At 40.1% G+C, this 21,051-nt stretch carries 10 protein-coding genes, 1 tRNA gene and 2 pseudogenes; 10 read left to right on the top strand and 3 right to left on the bottom strand.

What is annotated here, in order from left to right:
- Positions 1 to 49: 49 nt before the first annotated feature.
- The 5 genes and pseudogenes from rpsO (at position 50) to bshB1 (ending at position 5,664) form a co-directional block, all read left to right on the top strand.
- On the top strand, positions 50 to 325 hold the full coding sequence (gene rpsO, locus ACOQO5_RS06815) for a 30S ribosomal protein S15 (RefSeq protein ID WP_420580938.1): 276 nt from the start codon (positions 50 to 52) through the stop codon (positions 323 to 325).
- A 119-nt stretch (positions 326 to 444) separates the two neighbouring features.
- A pseudogene (gene pnp, locus ACOQO5_RS06810) lies at positions 445 to 2,591 on the top strand (polyribonucleotide nucleotidyltransferase).
- 184 nt (positions 2,592 to 2,775) lie between these two features.
- Complete coding sequence (gene trxB, locus ACOQO5_RS06805; RefSeq protein ID WP_420580937.1) at positions 2,776 to 3,726, top strand: thioredoxin-disulfide reductase; 951 nt, start codon at positions 2,776 to 2,778, stop codon at positions 3,724 to 3,726.
- Positions 3,727 to 3,766: 40 nt separating this feature from the next.
- The gene (locus tag ACOQO5_RS06800; protein ID WP_420580936.1) at positions 3,767 to 4,759 is read left to right on the top strand and encodes a peptidoglycan DD-metalloendopeptidase family protein; all 993 of its coding nucleotides are present in this window, start codon (positions 3,767 to 3,769) and stop codon (positions 4,757 to 4,759) included.
- A gap of 188 nt (positions 4,760 to 4,947) precedes the next feature.
- Positions 4,948 to 5,664, top strand: coding sequence for a bacillithiol biosynthesis deacetylase BshB1 (gene bshB1 / locus ACOQO5_RS06795; RefSeq protein WP_420580935.1), 717 nt, complete (start codon positions 4,948 to 4,950; stop codon positions 5,662 to 5,664).
- A gap of 377 nt (positions 5,665 to 6,041) precedes the next feature.
- Here bshB1 and ACOQO5_RS06790 read toward each other — a convergent pair.
- A pseudogene (locus ACOQO5_RS06790) lies at positions 6,042 to 6,836 on the bottom strand (site-2 protease family protein); the annotation flags it as partial.
- 85 nt (positions 6,837 to 6,921) lie between these two features.
- A complete protein-coding gene (locus ACOQO5_RS06785) occupies positions 6,922 to 7,539 on the bottom strand; it encodes an HAD family hydrolase (RefSeq protein ID WP_420580934.1) in 618 nt (205 codons plus the stop codon).
- Between the two features lie 255 nt (positions 7,540 to 7,794).
- Here ACOQO5_RS06785 and ACOQO5_RS06780 point away from each other — a divergent pair.
- The 5 genes from ACOQO5_RS06780 (at position 7,795) to ACOQO5_RS06760 (ending at position 11,306) form a co-directional block, all read left to right on the top strand.
- Positions 7,795 to 7,868, top strand: a tRNA-Ile gene (locus ACOQO5_RS06780).
- Between the two features lie 89 nt (positions 7,869 to 7,957).
- Positions 7,958 to 8,392, top strand: coding sequence for a transposase (locus ACOQO5_RS06775; RefSeq protein ID WP_420579690.1), 435 nt, complete (start codon positions 7,958 to 7,960; stop codon positions 8,390 to 8,392).
- A gap of 23 nt (positions 8,393 to 8,415) precedes the next feature.
- Positions 8,416 to 9,258 carry an IS3 family transposase gene (locus ACOQO5_RS06770; protein WP_420579689.1) on the top strand — a complete coding sequence of 281 codons (843 nt, stop codon included), beginning with the start codon at positions 8,416 to 8,418 and terminating at the stop codon, positions 9,256 to 9,258.
- A gap of 274 nt (positions 9,259 to 9,532) precedes the next feature.
- Entirely contained in the window at positions 9,533 to 10,639 is a 1,107-nt protein-coding gene (locus ACOQO5_RS06765) for an AbiH family protein (RefSeq protein ID WP_420580933.1), read from the top strand.
- Positions 10,640 to 10,736: 97 nt separating this feature from the next.
- Positions 10,737 to 11,306, top strand: coding sequence for a uracil-DNA glycosylase family protein (locus ACOQO5_RS06760; RefSeq protein WP_420580932.1), 570 nt, complete (start codon positions 10,737 to 10,739; stop codon positions 11,304 to 11,306).
- 40 nt (positions 11,307 to 11,346) lie between these two features.
- Here the strand turns inward: ACOQO5_RS06760 and ACOQO5_RS06755 are convergent, their stop codons facing one another.
- Positions 11,347 to 20,973, bottom strand: a complete 9,627-nt coding sequence (locus ACOQO5_RS06755) for a T9SS type A sorting domain-containing protein (RefSeq protein ID WP_420580931.1) — start codon at positions 20,971 to 20,973, stop codon at positions 11,347 to 11,349.
- Positions 20,974 to 21,051 lie beyond the last annotated feature (78 nt).

Raw genomic sequence — 21,051 nt, 5'->3', positions numbered from 1 at the left:
CCTAATTTTGCCGTTCGAAAAAAATAATTAATTAAACTTTTTACTAAGCATGTATTTAGCATCAGATAAGAAAACAGAAGTGTTTGAAAATCATGGTCGGTTGAAGTCTAAGAAGGATACGGGTTCTGCGGAATCTCAAATCGCTCTCTTTACTTACCGAATCAATCATTTGACAGATCACTTGAAGTCACACAAAAAAGATCACTCTACTAGATTAGGTCTTTTGAAATTGGTAGGTAAAAGAAGAAGCCTTTTGGATTACCTTTACAAAAAGGATATCGAAAGATATAGAGCGATTATCGCTGAATTGAAATTAAGAAAATAAAAATATGCGCAAAAGGAAGCCTCTCACAGGCTTCCTTTTTTGTTCTTTCTCACTCGTTAATAACAAATTTTGACATTCACTCACACTCAATTTTTTAGTCAAAATTTAACATTTTACTTATGTCATTAAACGTAGTAACTAAGTCCGTCAAATTGAAAGACGGCAGAGAGATTACTGTCGAGACTGGAAAATTGGCCAAACAGGCTGACGGTTCGGTAGTAGTTAAAATGGGTAAAACCATGTTGTTGGCCACAGTAGTGTCTAACAAGGACGCAAGAGAAGGTGTAGATTTCCTTCCTATGTCTGTTGATTATCAAGAGAAATTTGCTGCAGCTGGAAAAATCCCTGGTGGATTTTTGAAAAGAGAAGGCAGATTGTCTGACAATGAAGTATTGGTTTGTCGTTTGGTAGATAGAGCCTTGAGACCATTGTTTCCAAGCGACTATCACGCTGAAACTCAAGTAATGATTTCGTTGATTTCATTGGATGAAAACGATCTTCCTGATGCATTGGCGGCATTTGCTGCTTCAGCTGCGTTGGCAGTATCGGACATTCCATTTGGAGGACCTATCTCTGAAGTAAGAGTAGCTCAGAAAGATGGTGAATTCATCATCAATCCTACCAAGACTCAATTGGAAGGTTCAGACCTAGACATGATTATCGCTGGTACTAAAGACGATATCATGATGGTGGAAGGTGAATTGCTTGAGGTTTCTGAAGAAACGATGATCGGTGCCATCAAAGCAGGTCACGAAGCAATCATTGATCAGTGCAATCTTCAGTTGGAATTGACAGAAGCTGTAGGCAAAACTGAGAAAAGAGAATATTCTCACGAAGAAGAGCCAGATGAGGAGCTAAGAGCTGACATCAAAGCGAAGACTTTTGATAAAGTTTACGCCGTAGCGAAAGAAGGAAATCCAAACAAAAGTATCCGAAAGGAGAAATTTGCTGAGATTATTGAAGAATATAAGGCCGCGTTGCCTGAATTGCCAGAAGGCGAAGAGTACAACGAAGGTTTGATCGGAAAATACTATCACGATGTAGAAAAAGAAGCGATCAGACAGTGTGTATTGGAGACTCGAAAGAGATTGGATGGACGTGATCTGGACGAAATCAGACCTATTTGGTCTGAGGTAGATTATTTACCATCTGCTCACGGTTCAGCTATTTTCACCAGAGGCGAAACACAGTCTTTGACTTCTGTGACCTTGGGTACTAAGCTAGACGAACAAATGGTGGACGGTGCAGTGCACTCAGGCTACAACAAGTTCTTCTTGCACTACAATTTCCCTGCATTCTCTACTGGAGAAGCCAGACCAAACAGAGGTCCGGGACGTAGAGAGGTAGGACATGGTAACCTGGCGTGGAGAGCAATCAAACCGATGCTTCCGGCTGACGATGAAAACCCATATACGATCAGAGTAGTATCTGATATTTTAGAATCAAACGGTTCGTCTTCTATGGCTACCGTATGTGCTGGTTCGCTAGCCTTGATGGATGCAGGTATTCCTTTGAAATCGCCAGTATCTGGTATCGCAATGGTATGATCTCTGATGCAGAGACCGGAAAATATGCGATCTTGTCTGATATCTTGGGTGATGAAGATCACTTGGGAGACATGGACTTCAAAGTAACTGGTAATGACAATGGAATCACGGCTTGTCAGATGGACATCAAAGTAGATGGTTTGTCTTACGAAGTATTGACTGAAGCATTGATGCAGGCGAAAGCTGGTAGAGCTCATATCCTTGGCGAAATGAGAAAAACCATGACGGAGTCTAGAGATGATATGAAATCTCACGCACCAAGATCTACTATGCTCAAAATTGAGAAAGAAATGATCGGGCCATTAATTGGACCAGGTGGTAAAATCATCCAGGAGATTCAGAAGGAGTCTGGCGCTACAGTTACAGTAACAGAAGATGATCACAATGGTATTGTGAATGTCTTTACTGCTGACGGCGACGCCATGAAAGAAGCCTTAAGAAGAATCAACAATATCGTGGCTACGCCTGATGTTGGGGAGACTTACGAAGGTAAGGTGAAATCGATCATGCCATTTGGCGCATTTATCGAATTCATGCCTGGCAAAGATGGTTTGCTCCACATCTCCGAGATCAAGTGGGAGAGAGTAGAGAAAATGGATGGTGTACTGGAAGTAGGCGAGGAGATCAAAGTAAAATTGATCGAAATCGACAAGAAAACTGGAAAGTTCAGATTGTCTAGAAAAGCGCTATTGCCAAAACCTGAGAAAAAAGAAGGATAATTGATCCTCTTAAATAATAGATAAAAACCACGCCTTAGCGCGTGGTTTTTTGTTTAGTCAAAAGCTATTTGCTCATAGATAAAGATTATCTGCTGCAATAAACTTTTTTTGATATTAAATGTTTTATAGTCGATTAGCTTCATGCTAAATTGCAAAATCATTTTTAAGAAGACTTATTGAAATAATGACTCAAGAGAACGTAAAAGTATTGATCATCGGCTCCGGACCTGCAGGTTATACAGCCGCTATATATGCCTCAAGAGCTGGATTGAATCCAGTATTGTATACAGGCGGAGAGCCTGGAGGACAGTTGACTACTACCAACGATGTGGAGAATTTTCCAGGATATCCTGAAGGTGTAAATGGTCCTCAAATGATGACTGACTTACAAAAACAAGCAGAAAGATTTGAAACTGATGTTCGTTTTGGCTTGGTGACTTCAGTAGATTTCTCTGGATACCCACACAAAGTAATTGTAGACGAGAAACATGAGATCACAGCTGAGGCTGTAATCATTTCTACTGGTGCCAGTGCGAAATATTTGGGACTTGAGTCTGAGAAGAGACTATTGAATGTAGGTGTATCAGCGTGTGCGGTATGTGATGGCTTTTTCTATAGAGGTAAAGAAGTGGCTGTTGTAGGAGGTGGTGATACTGCTGCTGAAGAAGCTACTTATTTGGCTAACATTTGCCCTAAAGTTTACCTTTTGGTAAGAAGAGATGAGATGCGTGCTTCTAAAATCATGCAGCAGCGTGTATTGAATACACCAAATATTGAAGTGCTCTGGAATACTTCTACTGATGAAGTATTGGGTAAGGATGAAGTAGAAGGCATGAGAGTGGTGGATACGGTGACTGGAGAGAAGAGAGAGATTCCAATCAGTGGATTCTTCGTGGCCATTGGCCATCAGCCTAATACCGCAATATTTAAAGACTATCTGGAAATGGATGAGGCGGGATATCTTATTGTGGAGCCAGGAACCTCTAAAACAAAAGTAGAGGGTGTATTCGTGACAGGAGACGCAGCTGACAGAGTATATCGTCAGGCAGTGACTGCGGCCGGTACTGGCTGTATGGGTGCCTTGGATGCCGAAAGATTCCTGGCGGCCAAAGAATTTGAAAGTGTAGAACAGTAAGATTGATTTGATACTTAGAGTAACACTAATAATATGTGCGGTGTCATTGTGCACCGCAACAAAATCCTTCAGCCAAAAAAAGCTGAAGGATTTTTTTAAGTTTAAAAATAAGGAGATAATAGCTGCTACTCCTGAAGATACCATCATCGACATAGATGAAGATATTTTTGTGATTGAGGATGCTTACTGGGATAGCTTGGCGATGGAAGAAGAGGTTTCTCTTCAGCGCGAGCTAAGTATGTTGCATGAAGATACAGCTGAGGTCATATTGGCCTATGACGTGCCTATTCAGGTTACTGAGCAATTGATGATAGATTCAGTATGGGTAACGCTTAGAGAGTACTATAGTACCTGGAGTACCACGAAGGTGAATCCCTATGAGATTGACGGAGAGAAGTTTGCCGATACGTTGGCGCTGTCTTTGACGTTTGATAACCCATCCTTAGACTGGAGTCTGCCAATTCCAAATACGGAGGTGACTTCTCCATTCGGTTTGCGAAGATGGCGTTGGCACTATGGTGATGATTTAAGATTGAAAACTGGAGACTCCGTGCGCGTGGCTTTTGATGGCATTGTAAGGTTGGCACGATATGACCGGTATGGATATGGTCATTATATTTTAGTTAGGCATTACAATGGATTGGAAACACTCTATGGTCACTTAAGCAAACGATTGCTCAAGCCTGGTGATGTGGTGAAGGCTGGAGATGTACTTGGACTGGGAGGAAGTACAGGTAGAAGTAGTGGGCCTCATTTGCATTTCGAAACCAGATATCAAGGCAATGCCATCGACCCCAAAGAGATATTTGATTTCGATAGAGACACTATTCGAACAACCACCGTGATTGTTACACCTGATACCTTCTCGTACCTTAAAGAAGCCCGTAAGATTAGATATCACAGAGTAAGGAGTGGAGATACACTGAGTCATATAAGTTACCGCTATGGTGTATCTATTAACAAGATTTGCCGTTTGAATGGGATCAGAAGAAGTACTATCTTGAGAGTTGGACAACGCTTGAGGATTACTTGATTTTTCTTTGTCATTTCGAGCGACAGCGAGAAACGATAAATAATTCGTCATCGCGAGTATCACGAAGCGATCTTATTCTTGATTCAGGTAAACGGAGCGAGATTGCTTCAGACTACGCGTCCCGCTCCGTTCGCAATGACGGTTGAGATTAAAGACTGTCACTATTTTGTTGACAAATAATTAAAATTATGAAACTAGATGTTCTTGTTTTTGCTGCTCACCCGGACGACGCAGAATTGTCTTGTGGGGGCACCGTGCTTTCTTTAATTGCTAGCGGAAAGAAAGTCGGTATTGTGGACTTTACTCGAGGTGAGATGGGTACTAGGGGTACTCCCGAGATACGTGATGCTGAGGCGGTTGAAGCAAGTAAAATACTAGGTTTGACTATTCGAGAGAATCTCAGGTTTAAGGATGTGTTTTTCAAAAATGATGATGAGCACGTACTCGAAATCGTAAAAAAAATCAGACAATACCAACCGGATATTATTCTTGCTAATGCCATTGCGGATAGACATCCAGATCATGGCAAGGGAGCACAGGTCGTCAAACGGGCAACTTTTCTTGCCGGATTGAAGAATGTGAAAACTGAATTAGAGGGGAAGGTTCAGAATAATTGGTATATCAAAAACTTATATCACTATATCCAGACTGATTTTCATCAGCCGGACTTTGTAGTGGATGTATCAGATTTTTGGGAAACCAGAATGGAAGCCGTTAGAGCTTACAAATCTCAGTTTTTCGATCCTTCGGGAGCATCGTCCAATACTTTGATTTCTACTCCTGAATTCATGGAGCTCATCGAAGCCAGAGGTAGAGAGTTTGGTATGTCCATTCGAGTGAAATATGGCGAAGGGTTTATATCAGATAGAATGCTGGGAGTCTCAGATTTGACCTCCTTACTCTGAGGTTTGATCTCTTCCACATTGAAGGGACGTGGACTGAATGAGATAATAAATACACCAAGTGAGATCCATCCCAATATTTTCCTTTTCATATCCAATGGCTGATTGATCATTACAGGAGGATGGTAAATACCTAATACTCTCCCCAATATAAATGCAAACAACAACCAGCCAGCATAACCTTCTAACGTTGGATAAAAGAAGTTGAGTGTCATTTGAGCAGAGAAAATGCCTAAGGCATACATCAACTTATCTCTATTCTGAGAAGTGAATTTGGTAAAGCATAAGAAGAGAAAACCCAGGTAAATCAGTTCATTAAGCATGCCATCAGAAAACTTGTGAGGGTTGGCCATTCCTAGTCCGGCATAAAATAGAAACCCAACATACAATATTTGAGACACTTGTCGATGTCGTTTGTATCCAATCAATCCATAGAGAATATGTCCGCCATCTAATTGTCCAATAGGCAGCAAGTTCAGTGAAGTAAAAAACAGCGCTAAGAATCCTGCAAAAAGCCAAGGGTAATGAGCTAATTCATACTTGTTAGGCAATGGCTCAGAGTCTGAGGCAAATAAAAATTCAAAGAAATTAAACAAAAGATTGCCACCAAGAGAAGTTGATGTGTAAGCAGGCCATGGCTCGAAATCGGGATAACCCCAGTTTTCGATATTCCCATATTCACTCACATGAGAAAGAGAATCCTCTTGGCGATCTTCAAGATAAAACCCTCGATGCTGGTTTAGATAGTGTTCATAGGAGTACACATGATCAGCATAATCAATACCATAGGTTTCGTAGTCTGGATGAATTTTATAGATAGATTCTCGTTCCGGCAGATTGGTGAACGCAAAGACTAAAACCAATAAGGCCACAACAAAGCCAGCTAGTGGGCCTGCAATGCCGATATCAAAATATTTTTTACGGCTGTCAATGATATCTTGGATCTTGATAAAAGCACCCATTGAACCCAGAGAAGGGAATCCAGGAAGGAAACCTAACCAAAGCGGAATGTAGAATGGTAATGTTACTTTTACTTTATGGTATTGTGCCATGAAGTAATGTCCAAATTCATGCACCGTCAATATGAACAAGAATGGAATGGAAAATTTTAGTCCGTTCAATAGTTCAGTCTGAGTGATTGTCTGCTCCCCATAAAACAAAGACTTGCCTGTCATCCACTCTGCTCCGGCAAAGGTGGTAACAATGAGCGTAACGATAAACAACCCAATTTGAATGAGTTTGGTTTTTTCTTCCTTGTCCTTAAACATGTGCTGTTAAGTTAAATATTTGATCTGGGTGGGTGATATGCATGGTTCGAATGCCTAACAGAGCTGCAGTATCAAGGTTGTGTTTGGTGTCGTCCAAAAAGAGGCACTCTTCGGCTTTGTTGTTGGATCGTTTTAAAACCTCTTCATAAATTTCCTGATCAGGTTTTCTCATTTTTAACTCATGAGAGAAATAAACTTCATCAGCAAAGGCACTTAAAGAATCTTCCCCTGAAGCATTTTTAACTGTCTGATTAAAGGCTTTCACATGTATGGCATTTGTGTTGCTAAGTACCAATACCTGAAAGTCTTTCCGAAGGTCATTCATGAACTCCAATCGTTTTTTAGGAATTGGTCCTAGCATAGCGCACCAGGCTTTATCTATTTGCTCATTGGAGAGCTCAGTACCAAACAAGTTATTGATTCCTGTTCTAAGCTCTTGATCAGAGATGAGTCCTTTTTCATAATCCTGAAGCAATCCTGGTTTGAAATACATCTGGTATATGTCTTCAGCATCCCAGCTAGTCAGCTGGCTAAACGCCCCTGGAGTACGTTTAAAATCCAGATCGATGATTACTCCCCCCAGATCAAAAATTATTGTTTTGATATTCACCTGTTTGTTTGTGTAATTTTGGGCAAATATGTAACATTGCACCTCCAAATTCAAGGCAGTCTTCTAGACTATTTTGAAGGGTTGAAAATCCATGGCAAATGGAGCGTTCATTTAGCGAGCAACTGACTTGTAATCAGTAGTTTTTTCAATGATCCAAAAATTGCAAAACAAATGGACCTATAACTCAGTTGGTTATAGTATCTGACCGGCAAACGTTTTGTCATCATCAGAAAGTCCTTGAATACATAAGATATTGGGCCTATAACTCAGTTGGTTAGAGTATCTGACTCATAATCAGAAAGTCCCTGGTTCGAGCCCAGGTGGGCCCACAAACTAAACCTCCAATACGAAAGTGTTGGAGGTTTTTTATTTTAGGAGCTGTCTCGTCCTGAAATAGCGTTACACAAAAAACGACGTCATGAACGAACTCACAGAGAACAAGTATGTTAAAAGAACACAGAAGGACTACAGCTACGCTTTTAAATTGTCAGTTGTGTCAGAAGTTGAAAGCGGAGAGTTAGGTATAAAAGCCGCCGCTCGCAAGTATGGTATTCAGTCACACTCTACAGTTACCAATTGGCTTCGGAAATACGGTAACTTTGATTGGGTCAATAAATCAACACTTCGGATGCCAAAATCTAAAGACCAAAAACTATACGAACTCGAACAGAAAGTACGGCTGTTGGAAAAACAGAAAAAAGAGCTTGAACAGCAGGTTGAAAACGCAGATAAGAAAGCTATTTTCTTTGATATGATGATCGACATAGCCGAAGAAGAATTCAAACTCCCTATCAGAAAAAAGTCTTTACCCCAACAGTTGATCGATTCAAGGTTGAACAAAAAGAAGGGGTAACCCAGATCTGTAGACTGTTGGGGATGAATAGGCAAATCTATTACCGCTCTATCAGAAGGAGTAAACAAAAGCAAGAAATAGCCACCAAGGTAGTAATCATGGTTGAAAAGGTGCGTATGAAAATGCCTCGTATCGGTACCAGAAAGTTGTATCATTTACTTTATGACCAACTTCAGCCGCTGGGAGTTGGAAGAGACAGGCTATTTGCTATTATGAAAGCAAATCACCTCCAAATAGCACCTAAGAGACAATATCATATTACTACTGACTCACATCATCGATTTAGAAAACATAAAAACCTTATTGATGGGCTTTCCATACAAAGGCCTGAGCAAGTATGGGTATCGGATATCACCTACATTGGAACACGGAAAAACCCGATGTATTTATCGCTGGTCACGGATGCTTATTCAAAGCGGATCATGGGCTATGATGTATCGAAAAGCCTAGATGCTTCAGGTGCAATATCAGCCCTTAATATGGCTATTGCCAATCGTATATATCCTGAGCGAATGTTGATCCATCACTCAGACAGAGGGTTGCAGTATTGTTGCGATGCTTATCAGCAGTTGCTTGATGAGGCAGCAATTACTTGTAGTATGACAGAAACCTATGATCCGTATCAAAATGCTATAGCCGAAAGGGTGAATGGGATATTGAAACATGAATTTATCTTAGGGATCACCACATCAGATGTAACACTAATGGACAAACTCATTGAGCAGAGTATTTATATTTACAATCATGATCGGCCTCATTGGAGCTGTTGGATGAATACACCAGCCCTTATGCACCAGCAAGATAAGGTCAAGATCAGAAACTATAGAAACAAAAATAGCATCGAGTTGAAACCCGATGCTATCTAATATTTTATCCTAAAATCTGTAACGCTTATTTAGGACTAGTCAAGCTGTATCAAATCAACGATATCAGGAAAATAAGTCGGATTTTCTTCGACCTGGTTTCTGGCCAATGCAGGCCGTATTCAAGAAATTTGACATAATATTTCCGACCTATTTCCGACCAAGCACCAAATTCATTCCGACCTGGTTTTTTAGGCTAAGAGTTATCTAATTATGGCTGAATAACATTGATTAAGGCATATTCTATTATATTGTTGTTGGTCGGAAATTTTAGAATATGAACAGACTAATAATTATCGGTAATGGTTTTGACCTTGCTCATGGCTTACCGACTAGGTATAGCGATTTTTTACTATGGTACTTTAAAAAAAGTGTTGAAAAATTAACCAAAGTCAATGGTCAGATTGTCGAATCTAAAGATTCAAACATGAATTATCTGGTTAGGAATTCAATTTATCAAATAATTGATCTGATTAAAGAGGCGACATCAATTGATGATTTTCTCAAACTTATTAAGCGTTTTCAGTCAGGATTGGATCCAGGTAGAGTTAAAAACACAATTAATTATACGAATGACCTCCTTAAAGCTATGATAGACCTCGAAAACAAAGGTAATTGGGTTAATGTTGAAAATTTGTACTATACAATGCTCTTGCAAAAGTTTGACGAGGCCGACGCTGGTAAAGAACGAGAAAAATTTAAGCAAGAGGTAGTGACACTAAATAACGAGTTAAATAAAATACAATCTTTATTAGAGGAATATTTAGATACTCTAACAGTAGAGATAGATCAGGATTTAAGAAGGGACTTTGAAGAAATATTTTTCGGCTATCACGATTTTCGTGCACATGAAGCTATAGATGATGAGGAAATTGTTGACGGGGATCCTGTGCGGGTTACTTTCTTGAATTTCAATTATACATCAACTTTAGATCAATACCTGCCAAACTTACCTGATCGATATGAAATCAATCAAATTCATGGCAGGTTGAAAGATTCAATGAATCCAGTAATTTTTGGTTATGGAGATGAAAAGGATAAATACTTTTTAGAATTGGAGGAGTTAAATGAAAATGAGGTAATGAGTCATTTTAAATCAATTAAATATTTTAAAACACCCAATTACAGGAATTTGCTAAATTTTTTAAAGAAAAATTTTGAAGTATATGTAGTCGGACATAATTGTGGGAATAGTGACCGAACTTTATTGAAGCATATTTTTGAGTCTGATAAATGTAAGCTCATAAAAATTCTCCATCATAAGAATATGGATAATTACATAGAGGTGGTGAAGAATATTGCACGACATTTTGATGATAAATTGATGTTAAGAGAAAAGGTTTTACATTTTAAAGATTCAGATTTTTGTCCACAAGTGAGATGAATTCCCTACTAGCTTGGTCACAATTGAATTGAGACTTTCTTGTTGATTCTAGAAGGGAACTTTTGATTTGATTGCTACATTCAGGAATATTTACGGTATGGAAGATCTTTTAATCGAAATTAGAAAATGTGATACTTGCACTTCGCATTTATCTCAAGGACCTAGACCAATTCTAGCTGCACATCCTTCCAGCAAAATCGTAGTCATCGGACAGGCACCTGGTGCCAAAGTTCATGCTAGCGGAATTCCATGGGATGATAAAAGTGGACAGAATTTAAGGGAATGGATGGGAATTGAGCAAGATACTTTTTATGACCCTAAAAAGATAGCCATAGTGCCTATGGGATTCTGCTATCCTGGTAAAGGCAAGTCTGGAGATTTGCCGCCCAGACCGGAATGTGCCCCTCAGTGGCATGGTGTTTTGTTGAACGAGCTCAAGAATGTCCGACTGACTCTTCTTATTGGACAGTATGCTCAAAAATATTATTTAGGTCAAAAACAGAAGAATAACTTAACAGAGACTGTGAAGCAATTCGAAGAATATCTCCCAGATTACTTTGTACTGCCTCATCCTTCACCTCGCAACAACATTTGGCGAGCCAAAAATCCTTGGTTTGATAAATCTGTACTTCCCAAATTAAAACAAGTAGTTAAGCAATTGCTGTAAAGAAAGCTGCACATACCGGCTGTATGTACATGCTTTCAATTTACTTGATAATTAATCTTTGGGTTTGCTGATTTTGTTGCCCTAGAATGGTAATTAGATAAATGCCTTTCTCTAACTCCGTAGGAAGTGAAAATTCGTAATCGAAAAAACCAGTATCAATTGAGATGACGTCCTGATAAAGCAAATTTCCTGAAACATCATGTAACAAGACTTTAATGGATTCCCTTTCGCTGTCATTTGTGATTCTGAGGTTGATATTATCAGACATTGTGGGATTAGGGAAAATATGAACTTCGAGTCCTTGCTCGATTGGATTATTTTCGATAGAAATAGCCTCAAATACTGCCTTTGTGCCATCATAATCAAACTGTGTCAGGCGATAATAAGAAACACCTGTTGCTGGACGATAATCTGTGAAGTTGTAGTAGGAAGTTTCGTTGATGGTTCCATTTCCTGCTATTTTACCAATGACTTCATAGTTTACACCGTCTTGAGACCTTTCAATCTCGAAGTAGTCATTGTTCAATTCAGAAGATGTGATCCAATTTACTTCTACCACATCATTTTCTAATTTGGCTTTAAAGTCCAATAATTCAACTGGCAATGCAGTGTCAGATTGTCCGCCCAAGGAGAAAAACCCAAGGCTGATAGTAGTAGGATTAGTGGTAATGGTACCGGCAGTAGTAGATGCACCTGATGAAAGTCCTTTTCTCCCTGCATCAGCCCATGGGTCTGAATTATCAACTCCATCACCACCGCCAATAGTGTCTTCAATTTGCACCACTGTAGTTTCGTTTGGAGTAAGTACGTTCGATTGAGGTCCATAAGTCAAGCCAATATTGGCCGTTTGGTTTGGTGAAGAAGGGTATACCACCCAGAATTCATGATTAGAGACAGTAGTAGTTCCAATATTGTCATAGTTGTTACTCAAGTAGGAACTAGGATTTGTTCTTCTATACCTAGCCGTCCAGTTTATACCTCCAGTTCCATCTTCTTCAATCGTAATTGGAGCATAAGTAGTACCGTTACCAATAGGTAGGGTGAAGATGGAGTTTGCAGGTAGATTATCTTTTCTAACTACTCCATCAACAAAACTTTCACTACTTCCTCCTGAAAAAGTGGCTGAATTTCCAAATACAAGAATGTTGGAAATAGTGAATAACCCACTTTTGAATAAGGTATTGTCAGTAGCTATCACTCCATCCAATAATTGAATATTATTGCTGATTTCTAATTCCGTACCACCTGTTAGGTTTATTGCAGGACTAGCCGCAGTGTTGTTTATCACTACATTTTCGAATGTCATATCACCAGTTATATTTTGAGTAGAACTACCAATAAAGCTTATTTGGCCAGGACTTCCTGCTGATGACACAATAGTAGTACCAGTCTTAGTCAAATCACCTAACATTTCTACATCGCTATTGTCTGCAGCAGTATAGGTACCTCCCAAAAGACTAGTATTTCCCTCTATTCTAATAACCCCATCCGTAGCCATATTGAAAGCACCGTCATTGAGGGTCAAATCATTACCTACAGTGAGTTGGCGCTCATCAGCTAAATTGAGTGTACCGGCATTGATGATCAGGTTTTCACAAACATCAATGTCACTATTAGACACGAAAGATTTATTTCCTGACCCGTTTAGCGTAAGTTGTCTCACCTCATTAGATTCTACCATTATGGTGTAGTCACCATCCCCACCATATTCGAGTGCTCCACCAGAACAGTCGAAGAAATTCAGATAATCTCCTGCAGGCAATGCTGCACTGTTATTATCACTATTAATTCTTATTGTTCCGGTACCACTTACCTGCCCCAAAATATGGCCGTTGGTGCCATCTATTTCCAGAGTGCCATCCGAAGGGATGATCAACCTACTAAAGCTAACGTTATTGATGTTTAATGACATGGTGACTGCAGAGGCTATTTCTATGGCACCACCGGTGACTGAATTGAGATTAGTCTCCCGAGATTCTCCACCATTCAAATCACCACTATCATCAGCATCATAGAAATAATTATTTGGATGATCATAATTGTTATTATCAAAAGCATCAAAGACAAGTGTTGTAAAAGAGTCGGGTATACTCAATGGATCACCTGCAAAGTACTCACCTGAAAAATCACTTTCTAAAGCTATAGGGTAGGTGATGGTGTTGTTGGCATCATCTACAAAGTCTCCTGCGCTTGGAAAAGGGTTTTCTACAGCCAAATTAGGATCAGAGAATATGGCGCGAGCACCTCTGTATGTGCTTTCGGCATCCGTACCAATCACATCATCATCGTAGCTAGCTATAAGATCAGCACCGAAAGCTGTAAATCCTGTGCCATTGATCAACCAGTGATATTGAAGGATGGCATCTTGAGTGGATTGATCCTCACTCAACATAATCGGTGCAACAGCATTTCTAGGGCGTATTCTTAATCGTCCAACTGTTGAACCTGAGTTGCCAGAAGTAAAATCTACTTTAACTGGAGTATACCTATTTCCTTCTCCTACAGGAAAAACAAAGTCAGTATTTTCATTCGCTGCAAACTCTTTTTCCATTCCAAAATCAATAATGGAACTATTGGTTTGAATTTGGTTCTCTTCACCGAAATGTGTCAACTCAGATCCTAGACCATCAGCATTGGTAATGGAGCCAGTAGAAGTAAATAACAATAAAGCCGGACCGATATCCAATATTCCTTGTTCAAGTGTCAAGTTATTATTGATTTGAAATTCTTGATTTGCATCAGGAAGGGAAACACCATCTGAGTTGTTGATTGTTAGATTTCCGAAAATCCCTTCAGCAGCTGTTGAAAGGATCTGTTCTCCACTTGTTCTTTTGAATCTGATTCCCGCTTTTTCGAGGTTACTTCCGGAAGTGTGAGTTCCGTTATTGGTCATACTCTGACCTACAAAGTCGATCAAATTGTCGTTGTCGGCTAAAGTGCCTTCGAGCAATTCGAAAGTAGCACCTGTAATTTCAATGTCTTTGCTAAGACTTAAAGTACCCTCATCAGATTTTTCGAAATTGTAAAATTCAACTATATCTGAGTTAGAGCCATTCAAAAATGCCGTTACTCCATTTGCTATAGTGAAGGTGGTCGTATTGATTCCTGGACTGTAAGTTGCATTGTTATCAATGGTCATGTTTCCATTCAAGGTCAGATTTAGATTGTTGGATCTGAATTCTATATCATCGGTTATGGTGAGGTCACCAGTAATGGTCAAATCGCGAGTTTTAAGGCTCACAACTTCACTTTCAATTCCTGTAGTACTAGCAAGGCTCAAATTATTAATGGCAATTGCTGAGTTGATACTGAAATTATCGTCATCCGTTTCATTGAGGTCTATTTCTATGGTGGACCCAGTCAAATCGTATGTTTCAGGTTCGAGTAGTAAAGAAGCTTTGAGTGCATCAGTCGCTGTTGCACCATTTTGATTTAAGAACCTTAGTGTGCCTCCTGTGTGTATGAAGTTGCTTCCGGTGTTTACAATTTCAAGCATTCCGCGTCTGTAGTCTCCATTGGCAGAGGCTCCGATTTCAACAGTTCCGTCTGTTTGAGTGTAGTCTAAGATGCCAGATTCTGAAAAGAAACTTCTTCTGATTTGGGATCCAACAGAAAGTGTTGAAGTTGCATTGTTTACTTCGATGCTAGCATATCCTGTCGCTGAGTATTCAATAAAATTGTTGCCATTGCCAGCACCTGAAGACATATCCAGATTACCACCGCTCAAAATCAGTGATCCGTCTAGAATAAGTCCTGTGTCGTCGCCTTCTATTCTTATTGTGCCCTGTTGAATTTCCAGTCCTGCCGAGCCAGAGCTTGCATCGCTGTATCCAAAATCGGGGATACTGAAGTCATCAGTCGATGCATTCGCAAGTGTTAGATCTATACCTGAATTATCTAAAATTAAGACACCATTGACCAAATCGATAGGGTGATCATTAGATATGGTGATGTCTGGGAAAGTAATATCATCCTGAACGGTAACCGAATAAGTTTGATCATCTTCCTTGTTAATGATCAACTTGTTTAAGGTGATGTCCGTGTTAAAGTCTGGTATAGACGAGTCCTCGTTACCGATAAAAGTTATTGAGCCCTTAGTATTTGCATCTGAATTAAATAGATTAATGACTGAGTTGTTGCTATTGTTTATAACATTTCCATGTAGCAGAATGTTGTGCTCAAGCGAACTAGCTGCGTTTTCAACTCTTAGCTCATTTGATGAAGCATTGTTCCTAAAGTCGATATCTCCTTCTACTGTTAATGTTCTGGGAGATCCGGTAGCCTGAAATTCGATTACGTTGGTGCCGCCATTAAATGCTACATTTCCATTGACATATACGTCTCCTCCAGTAGCGGAAGTATTTAATTTCACACTGTTTGATCCGATAAAATTTCTGATATCTCCATTTACCACGATATCAACATCAGGAAGTATGATATATCTGTTGCTTCCGCCTATGGTGCTACCACTGGCATCAAATTGAAGGTTTGGATATTCAGTGACAGCGTTGTCTATGGTGAACCCATCAAATGTGGTGTTGGCTACATTTCCTCCAGCCATATCGCTGATGTTTACAGTAGTGCCCGGGAATTGTCTTGCATACGTCCAAATGGTATTTGGAGCACTGGTGAATTCACCAAAATCGCCTAGCGGCAATCCTGGGCCTGCGAATTTTAGTTTTGACGAATGCGTACTTGTGCTTGTGGGGTCTGCTAGATCAGGATCGTGATTGGTTACGATTCCGAAATTGTGAAGCGCTCTTTGTGCTTCACTGTCCCCAAAGGTGACCAAAGAACTTTCTCCTGTGTGATATCTTAGTAAAACTAGCTGAGCAATATCGATGGTAGCAAAATTAGCGTTGCCGGGATCTACTGCTACTAGTCGGTTGGCACCTCCGGCGTTGGACCCTAAAATAACGATATCTCCCGGTTGAGGTAGTTCAGAGACTAAGGTAAGGGCGGGTGAACCATTCGCATTCTCAGACCAAGTGCTAGGGTCGTGCCATTGTCCGTTTTTTCTGGCATAAATTCTTCTGGGAGAACCAGAAAATCGAGAAGCATCCCCTGCGGTGAAATTGTGATCTTCCAGGGTAAGTCCGCCACCATCTCCATCAAACAATATCGAATAGTCTGTGACTTCAAAACTAGGGTTGGCGGGGTCTGAAACTGTAGGAGATTCCGAACTCCGCGTGTAAGCCCCACTATCTTCCACTTTACCAGATACGTAGGAAGTCAAATTAGCAGGCGTGGGTACATCTACGTCATTACCAAAGAATTTCAATAAGTCTAAGGTAGGTTGAGTGTCAAATCCTTCAGTTCTTACACGCCAGTAATAGGTCAATGCTTCTCCGCTTGATAGGTCTGTTGTTTGCAATTCACTGTTTACTGGATTTACTGTAATAAAGGCCTCTCCATCGCTCCCTACATCACCTACATTGGAGATGCTTAATATAGCAGGTGTATATTTTGAAGTTCCATTATGTAGACCTGAAGTACCGACTCCAATAGGAAAGAGGAAATCTGCTTCATTGATATTGTTGATGGTGGTATTTCCGTTGAAGTTGGTGTCGCCATTTGCAGAAGGGTTGCTTGCAGTCGTGATGCGAAGTGTTAATCCTCCATCTGATGCATTGCCATCAGTAACAATCATATCTTCGACTGAAAAACACCCATCACAATTACTGTAGTCAGCTTGAGAAGCAGATAGATGTATGTCTAATTCTTCAATAATTAGGTTGTTTGAACCAATATATAATCTACCATGAAAATACTCGAGACGTTCGATGGTGACTTCATTATCTAAAGAGACGATTTGATTCTGGCAATTGAGTCTGAAATTACCAAAGACAGCACCAGGCTCAGTTTCAATTGTGAAAGTGACTGGTCGGAATTTTAATAATGCTCCGAGATCAGTAACCCCTTCTTCATAAACTCCTAATTGGCTTGCATTATAAACACCTCCGTAAAACCTTACACTTCTATCTCCTTGATCGAAAGTTCCGGATTCGAGACGGAAGGCACTATTGTCGCCAGTCCTTAGGGCATTGTGGACATTTGAAGCACCCCCGCCAACTGGTTTGTTATTTGCTACCAATGTTAAAGTCGCATCATTCGTTTTGCTGATGGTGATATTGAAGAAAACTTGCTCATTGTTTTCTGTTTCATTATGACCAGTTGGTCGGTCTGCAGTCAATACATCTAAGTTGTCGAGAGCTATGATACTATTAATTGACCCATTGAATATCGTAGTGTTTTCATGCGACGATGGAATTGGAGTGCTATTTGAATTGCTAAGACCCACTGTTCCTGCTGCATTTGACGGCAACAAATCTTCATCTCCAAAATAATACTGTCCATTGGGTTCAATAGTAAAATGTCTACCAATAGTCACGTCTTGTCCTAAGTGATCAAACCGGACCGGATTCATGCCATCACCGATAGTAAGGTCATTTAGAACAACCAGTGGCTGAGCTGTCATCACTTTGTCGGCTCCTGAGCCATCTCCTGACTGGCCGCCTGCCAAAAAGATAATGTTGTCATCCGTTGTTTGAATATTGACGGTAGTTTGTCCATCGCCATCGCTAATTGCAGCACCACCAGAATTGGTCATGATCACATCGAAGAATGGCGCCTTAGATGTGATTTTGAATGGGACAGTGTTGTCCATATTCATAATTACTGTTCCTCCTGTAACTTCAATGTTTTGTGGGTCGGAATTAATGAAAATTCCACCACCTAAATCGTCGGTTGCATCATTATCGTTGGGTGTACCGGATGAGCTAGTGGTGTTGTAGTTGGAGCGTTGAATCTCCAATGTTCCACCTGACATTCGGAATACGTTTTCTTCTTCTGGTAAACAGAATACAAAATAATCTTGTTGTGTACCAGTAGAAAAGGTACCGCTCGGGCCTGTACCACTACCACCATTCACATATACATGTCCTCCAGTCTGGATGTAACTTCCTATATCGTCCGTGGCTTGGATTGATGTCCGGATTTGATTGGCATAGAGACTGCCTCCGCTTACTTCTATTACACCAGCATCACGGATGGTGATTCCACTTGGTACCAAAAACTCAGCGGTACCTGAAGATATTTTGAAGGTTCCATAAGGTACTAATGCTGAGCCATTGGATTTAATGATTTCTCCTCCATCAACCCATAATTGCGCATTGGATGAAATAGAGTAATTTCCACCTTGATTTAGCGTAAAATTCACGTTGTTTCCTAATTGAGCCGTTCCAGTTACCAATGCAAATGCATTTTGATTGGTACCACCATAGGATAAATCTGAATCAATACTATAATCTGCTCGCCCATAAAGGTTGAAATTACCGTCAGCATTGGCTATGATAGATAGAGTATAAGCTGAGGATTGTTTGTCAATTTTAATTCTATAAAAATTGCCTTGCGCATTACAGTTCAGCACTTGGTCTGCTGCTGTATTTAAAAAGTTGAGATCAATGACACCATCAGTGGCATCGGTAGTTAGGTTTGCACTTGAACGTTGTGTGAAACTAGCTGTACCATTGATGGTAAAATCACCATAGCTATTGAATTGGTGTCTTTGGTTGGCGGTGCCAGTTGTTAGACTGGCAATGGCCGAAACAGTTACATTATTGACTACTTCCAAGGTTAAATCAGTATCTGAAAAGGTGATGTCATTATAGGTCTCGCCGGAATTTCTATGAACTTGCATTTGACCTTGTGTAATATTCAGGTTCCTGGTGAGATACAAGTCTCTTTGGAGAATCACTAGGTCATCTGAATCTCCCATGTTGATCGTCAGATTTCTAGAAACAGCGCCATTTGGATCAGTAGTGACTCCACTGCTTAAATCTTGATTCAAAACTAGAGGTATGTCGTTTGTAGCCGTATTCAATGTAATGGTACCACCCAACAATTGGTCCGCAAATTCTGAATAATCTCCGTCGGGGAGATTCTCGATATAGGCCGTACTTCCTGTATTGGAGTATCCTTGAATAGCCATGACTCCCGAACCAGAAATAAATCCCATGTCATGACCAGTGGAAGTTAATATATTGAGTCTACCTGATGAACGAATCGTTAAATCTTGAACTGTTACGTTGTCTAAAATGGTAGAACCATCTGATTGGTACATATTCAAGGTTCTTCCTGAAGTTATTACTACTAGATCGCCAGATCCCGGAATTTCGTTGTCATCATTGTCCAAGATTGGAGTGGTGGCTCCATCAAGCGTCCATGTAGTTGGGTTACCCCACGATCCAGATTGAAAGGAATACCAGGTTTGTTGAATATCGCCAAGAGGACTTACAGTATTATCCGTAGTCGCTAGCGTATAAAATTCTCCATCAGCAATAGAAATATTAGAAAATGAAATGGTGTTTTCGGTATCGTTAATGGTAGGGACTATGGCTTCAACTGTCCAGGTTCCATTACTGGAAGACGACCTTCTGATTAATTTGTAATTGGAAGCTGTGGATAAAATCACTTCTTGAAAACCGGCCTCGTCCAGATCAAATGTGATATTAGTCGTAAGGGAAGTGGCTGCATCTGTTTGATCAAGATACCACATGCGTTTCATTCTGGCAGGGGCGGTGCCAGTGATCCCATTGATGTCATTGTCAATCAATGCGTTGTTATTAATTCTATGACCAGCGAATAGATAGTCTCCATCATCTAATCCTGTGTTTGCTTCTAGTTGCAGTCCTTGGTTGTTAGCTGTAGTCACAAGTTCGGAAGCGGAGTGCCTGCCAATTCCGAATACTCCTTCCACATGATTTTGGTTGGCATCCAGGTCGCCAGCATAATGATCATTTGGTGTACTCAAGCCATATCTGGCATTGAAATAATTTTGAATAATTATGTATTGTGCACTATCAATTTCTTCACTAAACACAAACATCTCAGCAATTTCTCCATCGTAGAATTGACTAGAGCCATTACTTCCAAGTCTTGATACTTCATTACCAGTATTACCTTGATAGGAGATTTGATTTACTAGTGTAGCTGATTCAATTTCTTCATTATTATTAAATAGCCAAATGTGTTCGGTCGTAGGGTTGAATCCAAAACGTGCTAAATGAAAATTGTTGACTGTGAAAACATTAGGATTAGCTATTTCTGAAGACAATACTGACCAGCCAGGAGCATCCTGTCTCACAAAAAATTGCACATCATCTAATTTGTTGTTGTCAGCAGGCGTATCAGCACCTGCATTAGATACTATAGTTAGGAAAGAACCTCCGCCAGTTGTTCGAGGGAACTGGACTACATATCCTGAATTTGTCAGTGGCTGTTTGAAGACGACGAATATATCTCCAATGTTAGTTGGAGCATTTGAGGAGTTTCCGAATAAGTTTTGTGTAGTTGCTCCTTCTAAGAAAGTACTAGATGCTGAAACAAAATCAACGGTTGGCTGTTCGTTTAATTCAGTCTGTGCAGTATTAAACGATGGTCTATAGTTAGAATTGGATTGAGACATATCTCGGCCATTTCCACTAAGGTCGGACCAAGTTTGTACTTTACCATCAATAGTGGAAATTCCCTGATCAGCTCGGAGCCATAACTCGAGAGTAGAGCTGCCGTCTGTTGAGCCAATACCTGCAGGTCCATTTTGTGCACTTACGCTGCATGCATAACAAATTATTGCCCACAAAAAGGGAATAATTTTCAAATTCTTCATCAAAATAATTTTATCAAGTAAACTTAGGTACAAAGAGATACTACAATTAGTTCGTTTGCATCCGTAATTTGAATGAAT

This window comes from Reichenbachiella sp., assembly GCF_965223055.1.
Taxonomy (GTDB): domain Bacteria; phylum Bacteroidota; class Bacteroidia; order Cytophagales; family Cyclobacteriaceae; genus Reichenbachiella.
Note: the sequence above shows the minus strand (reverse complement) of the source record. Positions and strands in the feature narration are given on the sequence as shown.

Excerpts from the sequence above, each read along its gene's own strand:
- rpsO (WP_420580938.1), top strand. The coding sequence starts at position 50 with ATGTATTTAGCATCAGATAAGAAAACAGAAGTGTTTGAAAATCATGGT.
- trxB (WP_420580937.1), top strand. The coding sequence starts at position 2,776 with ATGACTCAAGAGAACGTAAAAGTATTGATCATCGGCTCCGGACCTGCA.
- bshB1 (WP_420580935.1), top strand. The coding sequence starts at position 4,948 with ATGAAACTAGATGTTCTTGTTTTTGCTGCTCACCCGGACGACGCAGAA.
- ACOQO5_RS06775 (WP_420579690.1), top strand. The coding sequence starts at position 7,958 with ATGAACGAACTCACAGAGAACAAGTATGTTAAAAGAACACAGAAGGAC.
- ACOQO5_RS06770 (WP_420579689.1), top strand. The coding sequence starts at position 8,416 with ATGAATAGGCAAATCTATTACCGCTCTATCAGAAGGAGTAAACAAAAG.
- ACOQO5_RS06765 (WP_420580933.1), top strand. The coding sequence starts at position 9,533 with ATGAACAGACTAATAATTATCGGTAATGGTTTTGACCTTGCTCATGGC.
- ACOQO5_RS06760 (WP_420580932.1), top strand. The coding sequence starts at position 10,737 with ATGGAAGATCTTTTAATCGAAATTAGAAAATGTGATACTTGCACTTCG.
- ACOQO5_RS06755 (WP_420580931.1), bottom strand. The coding sequence starts at position 20,973 with ATGAAGAATTTGAAAATTATTCCCTTTTTGTGGGCAATAATTTGTTAT.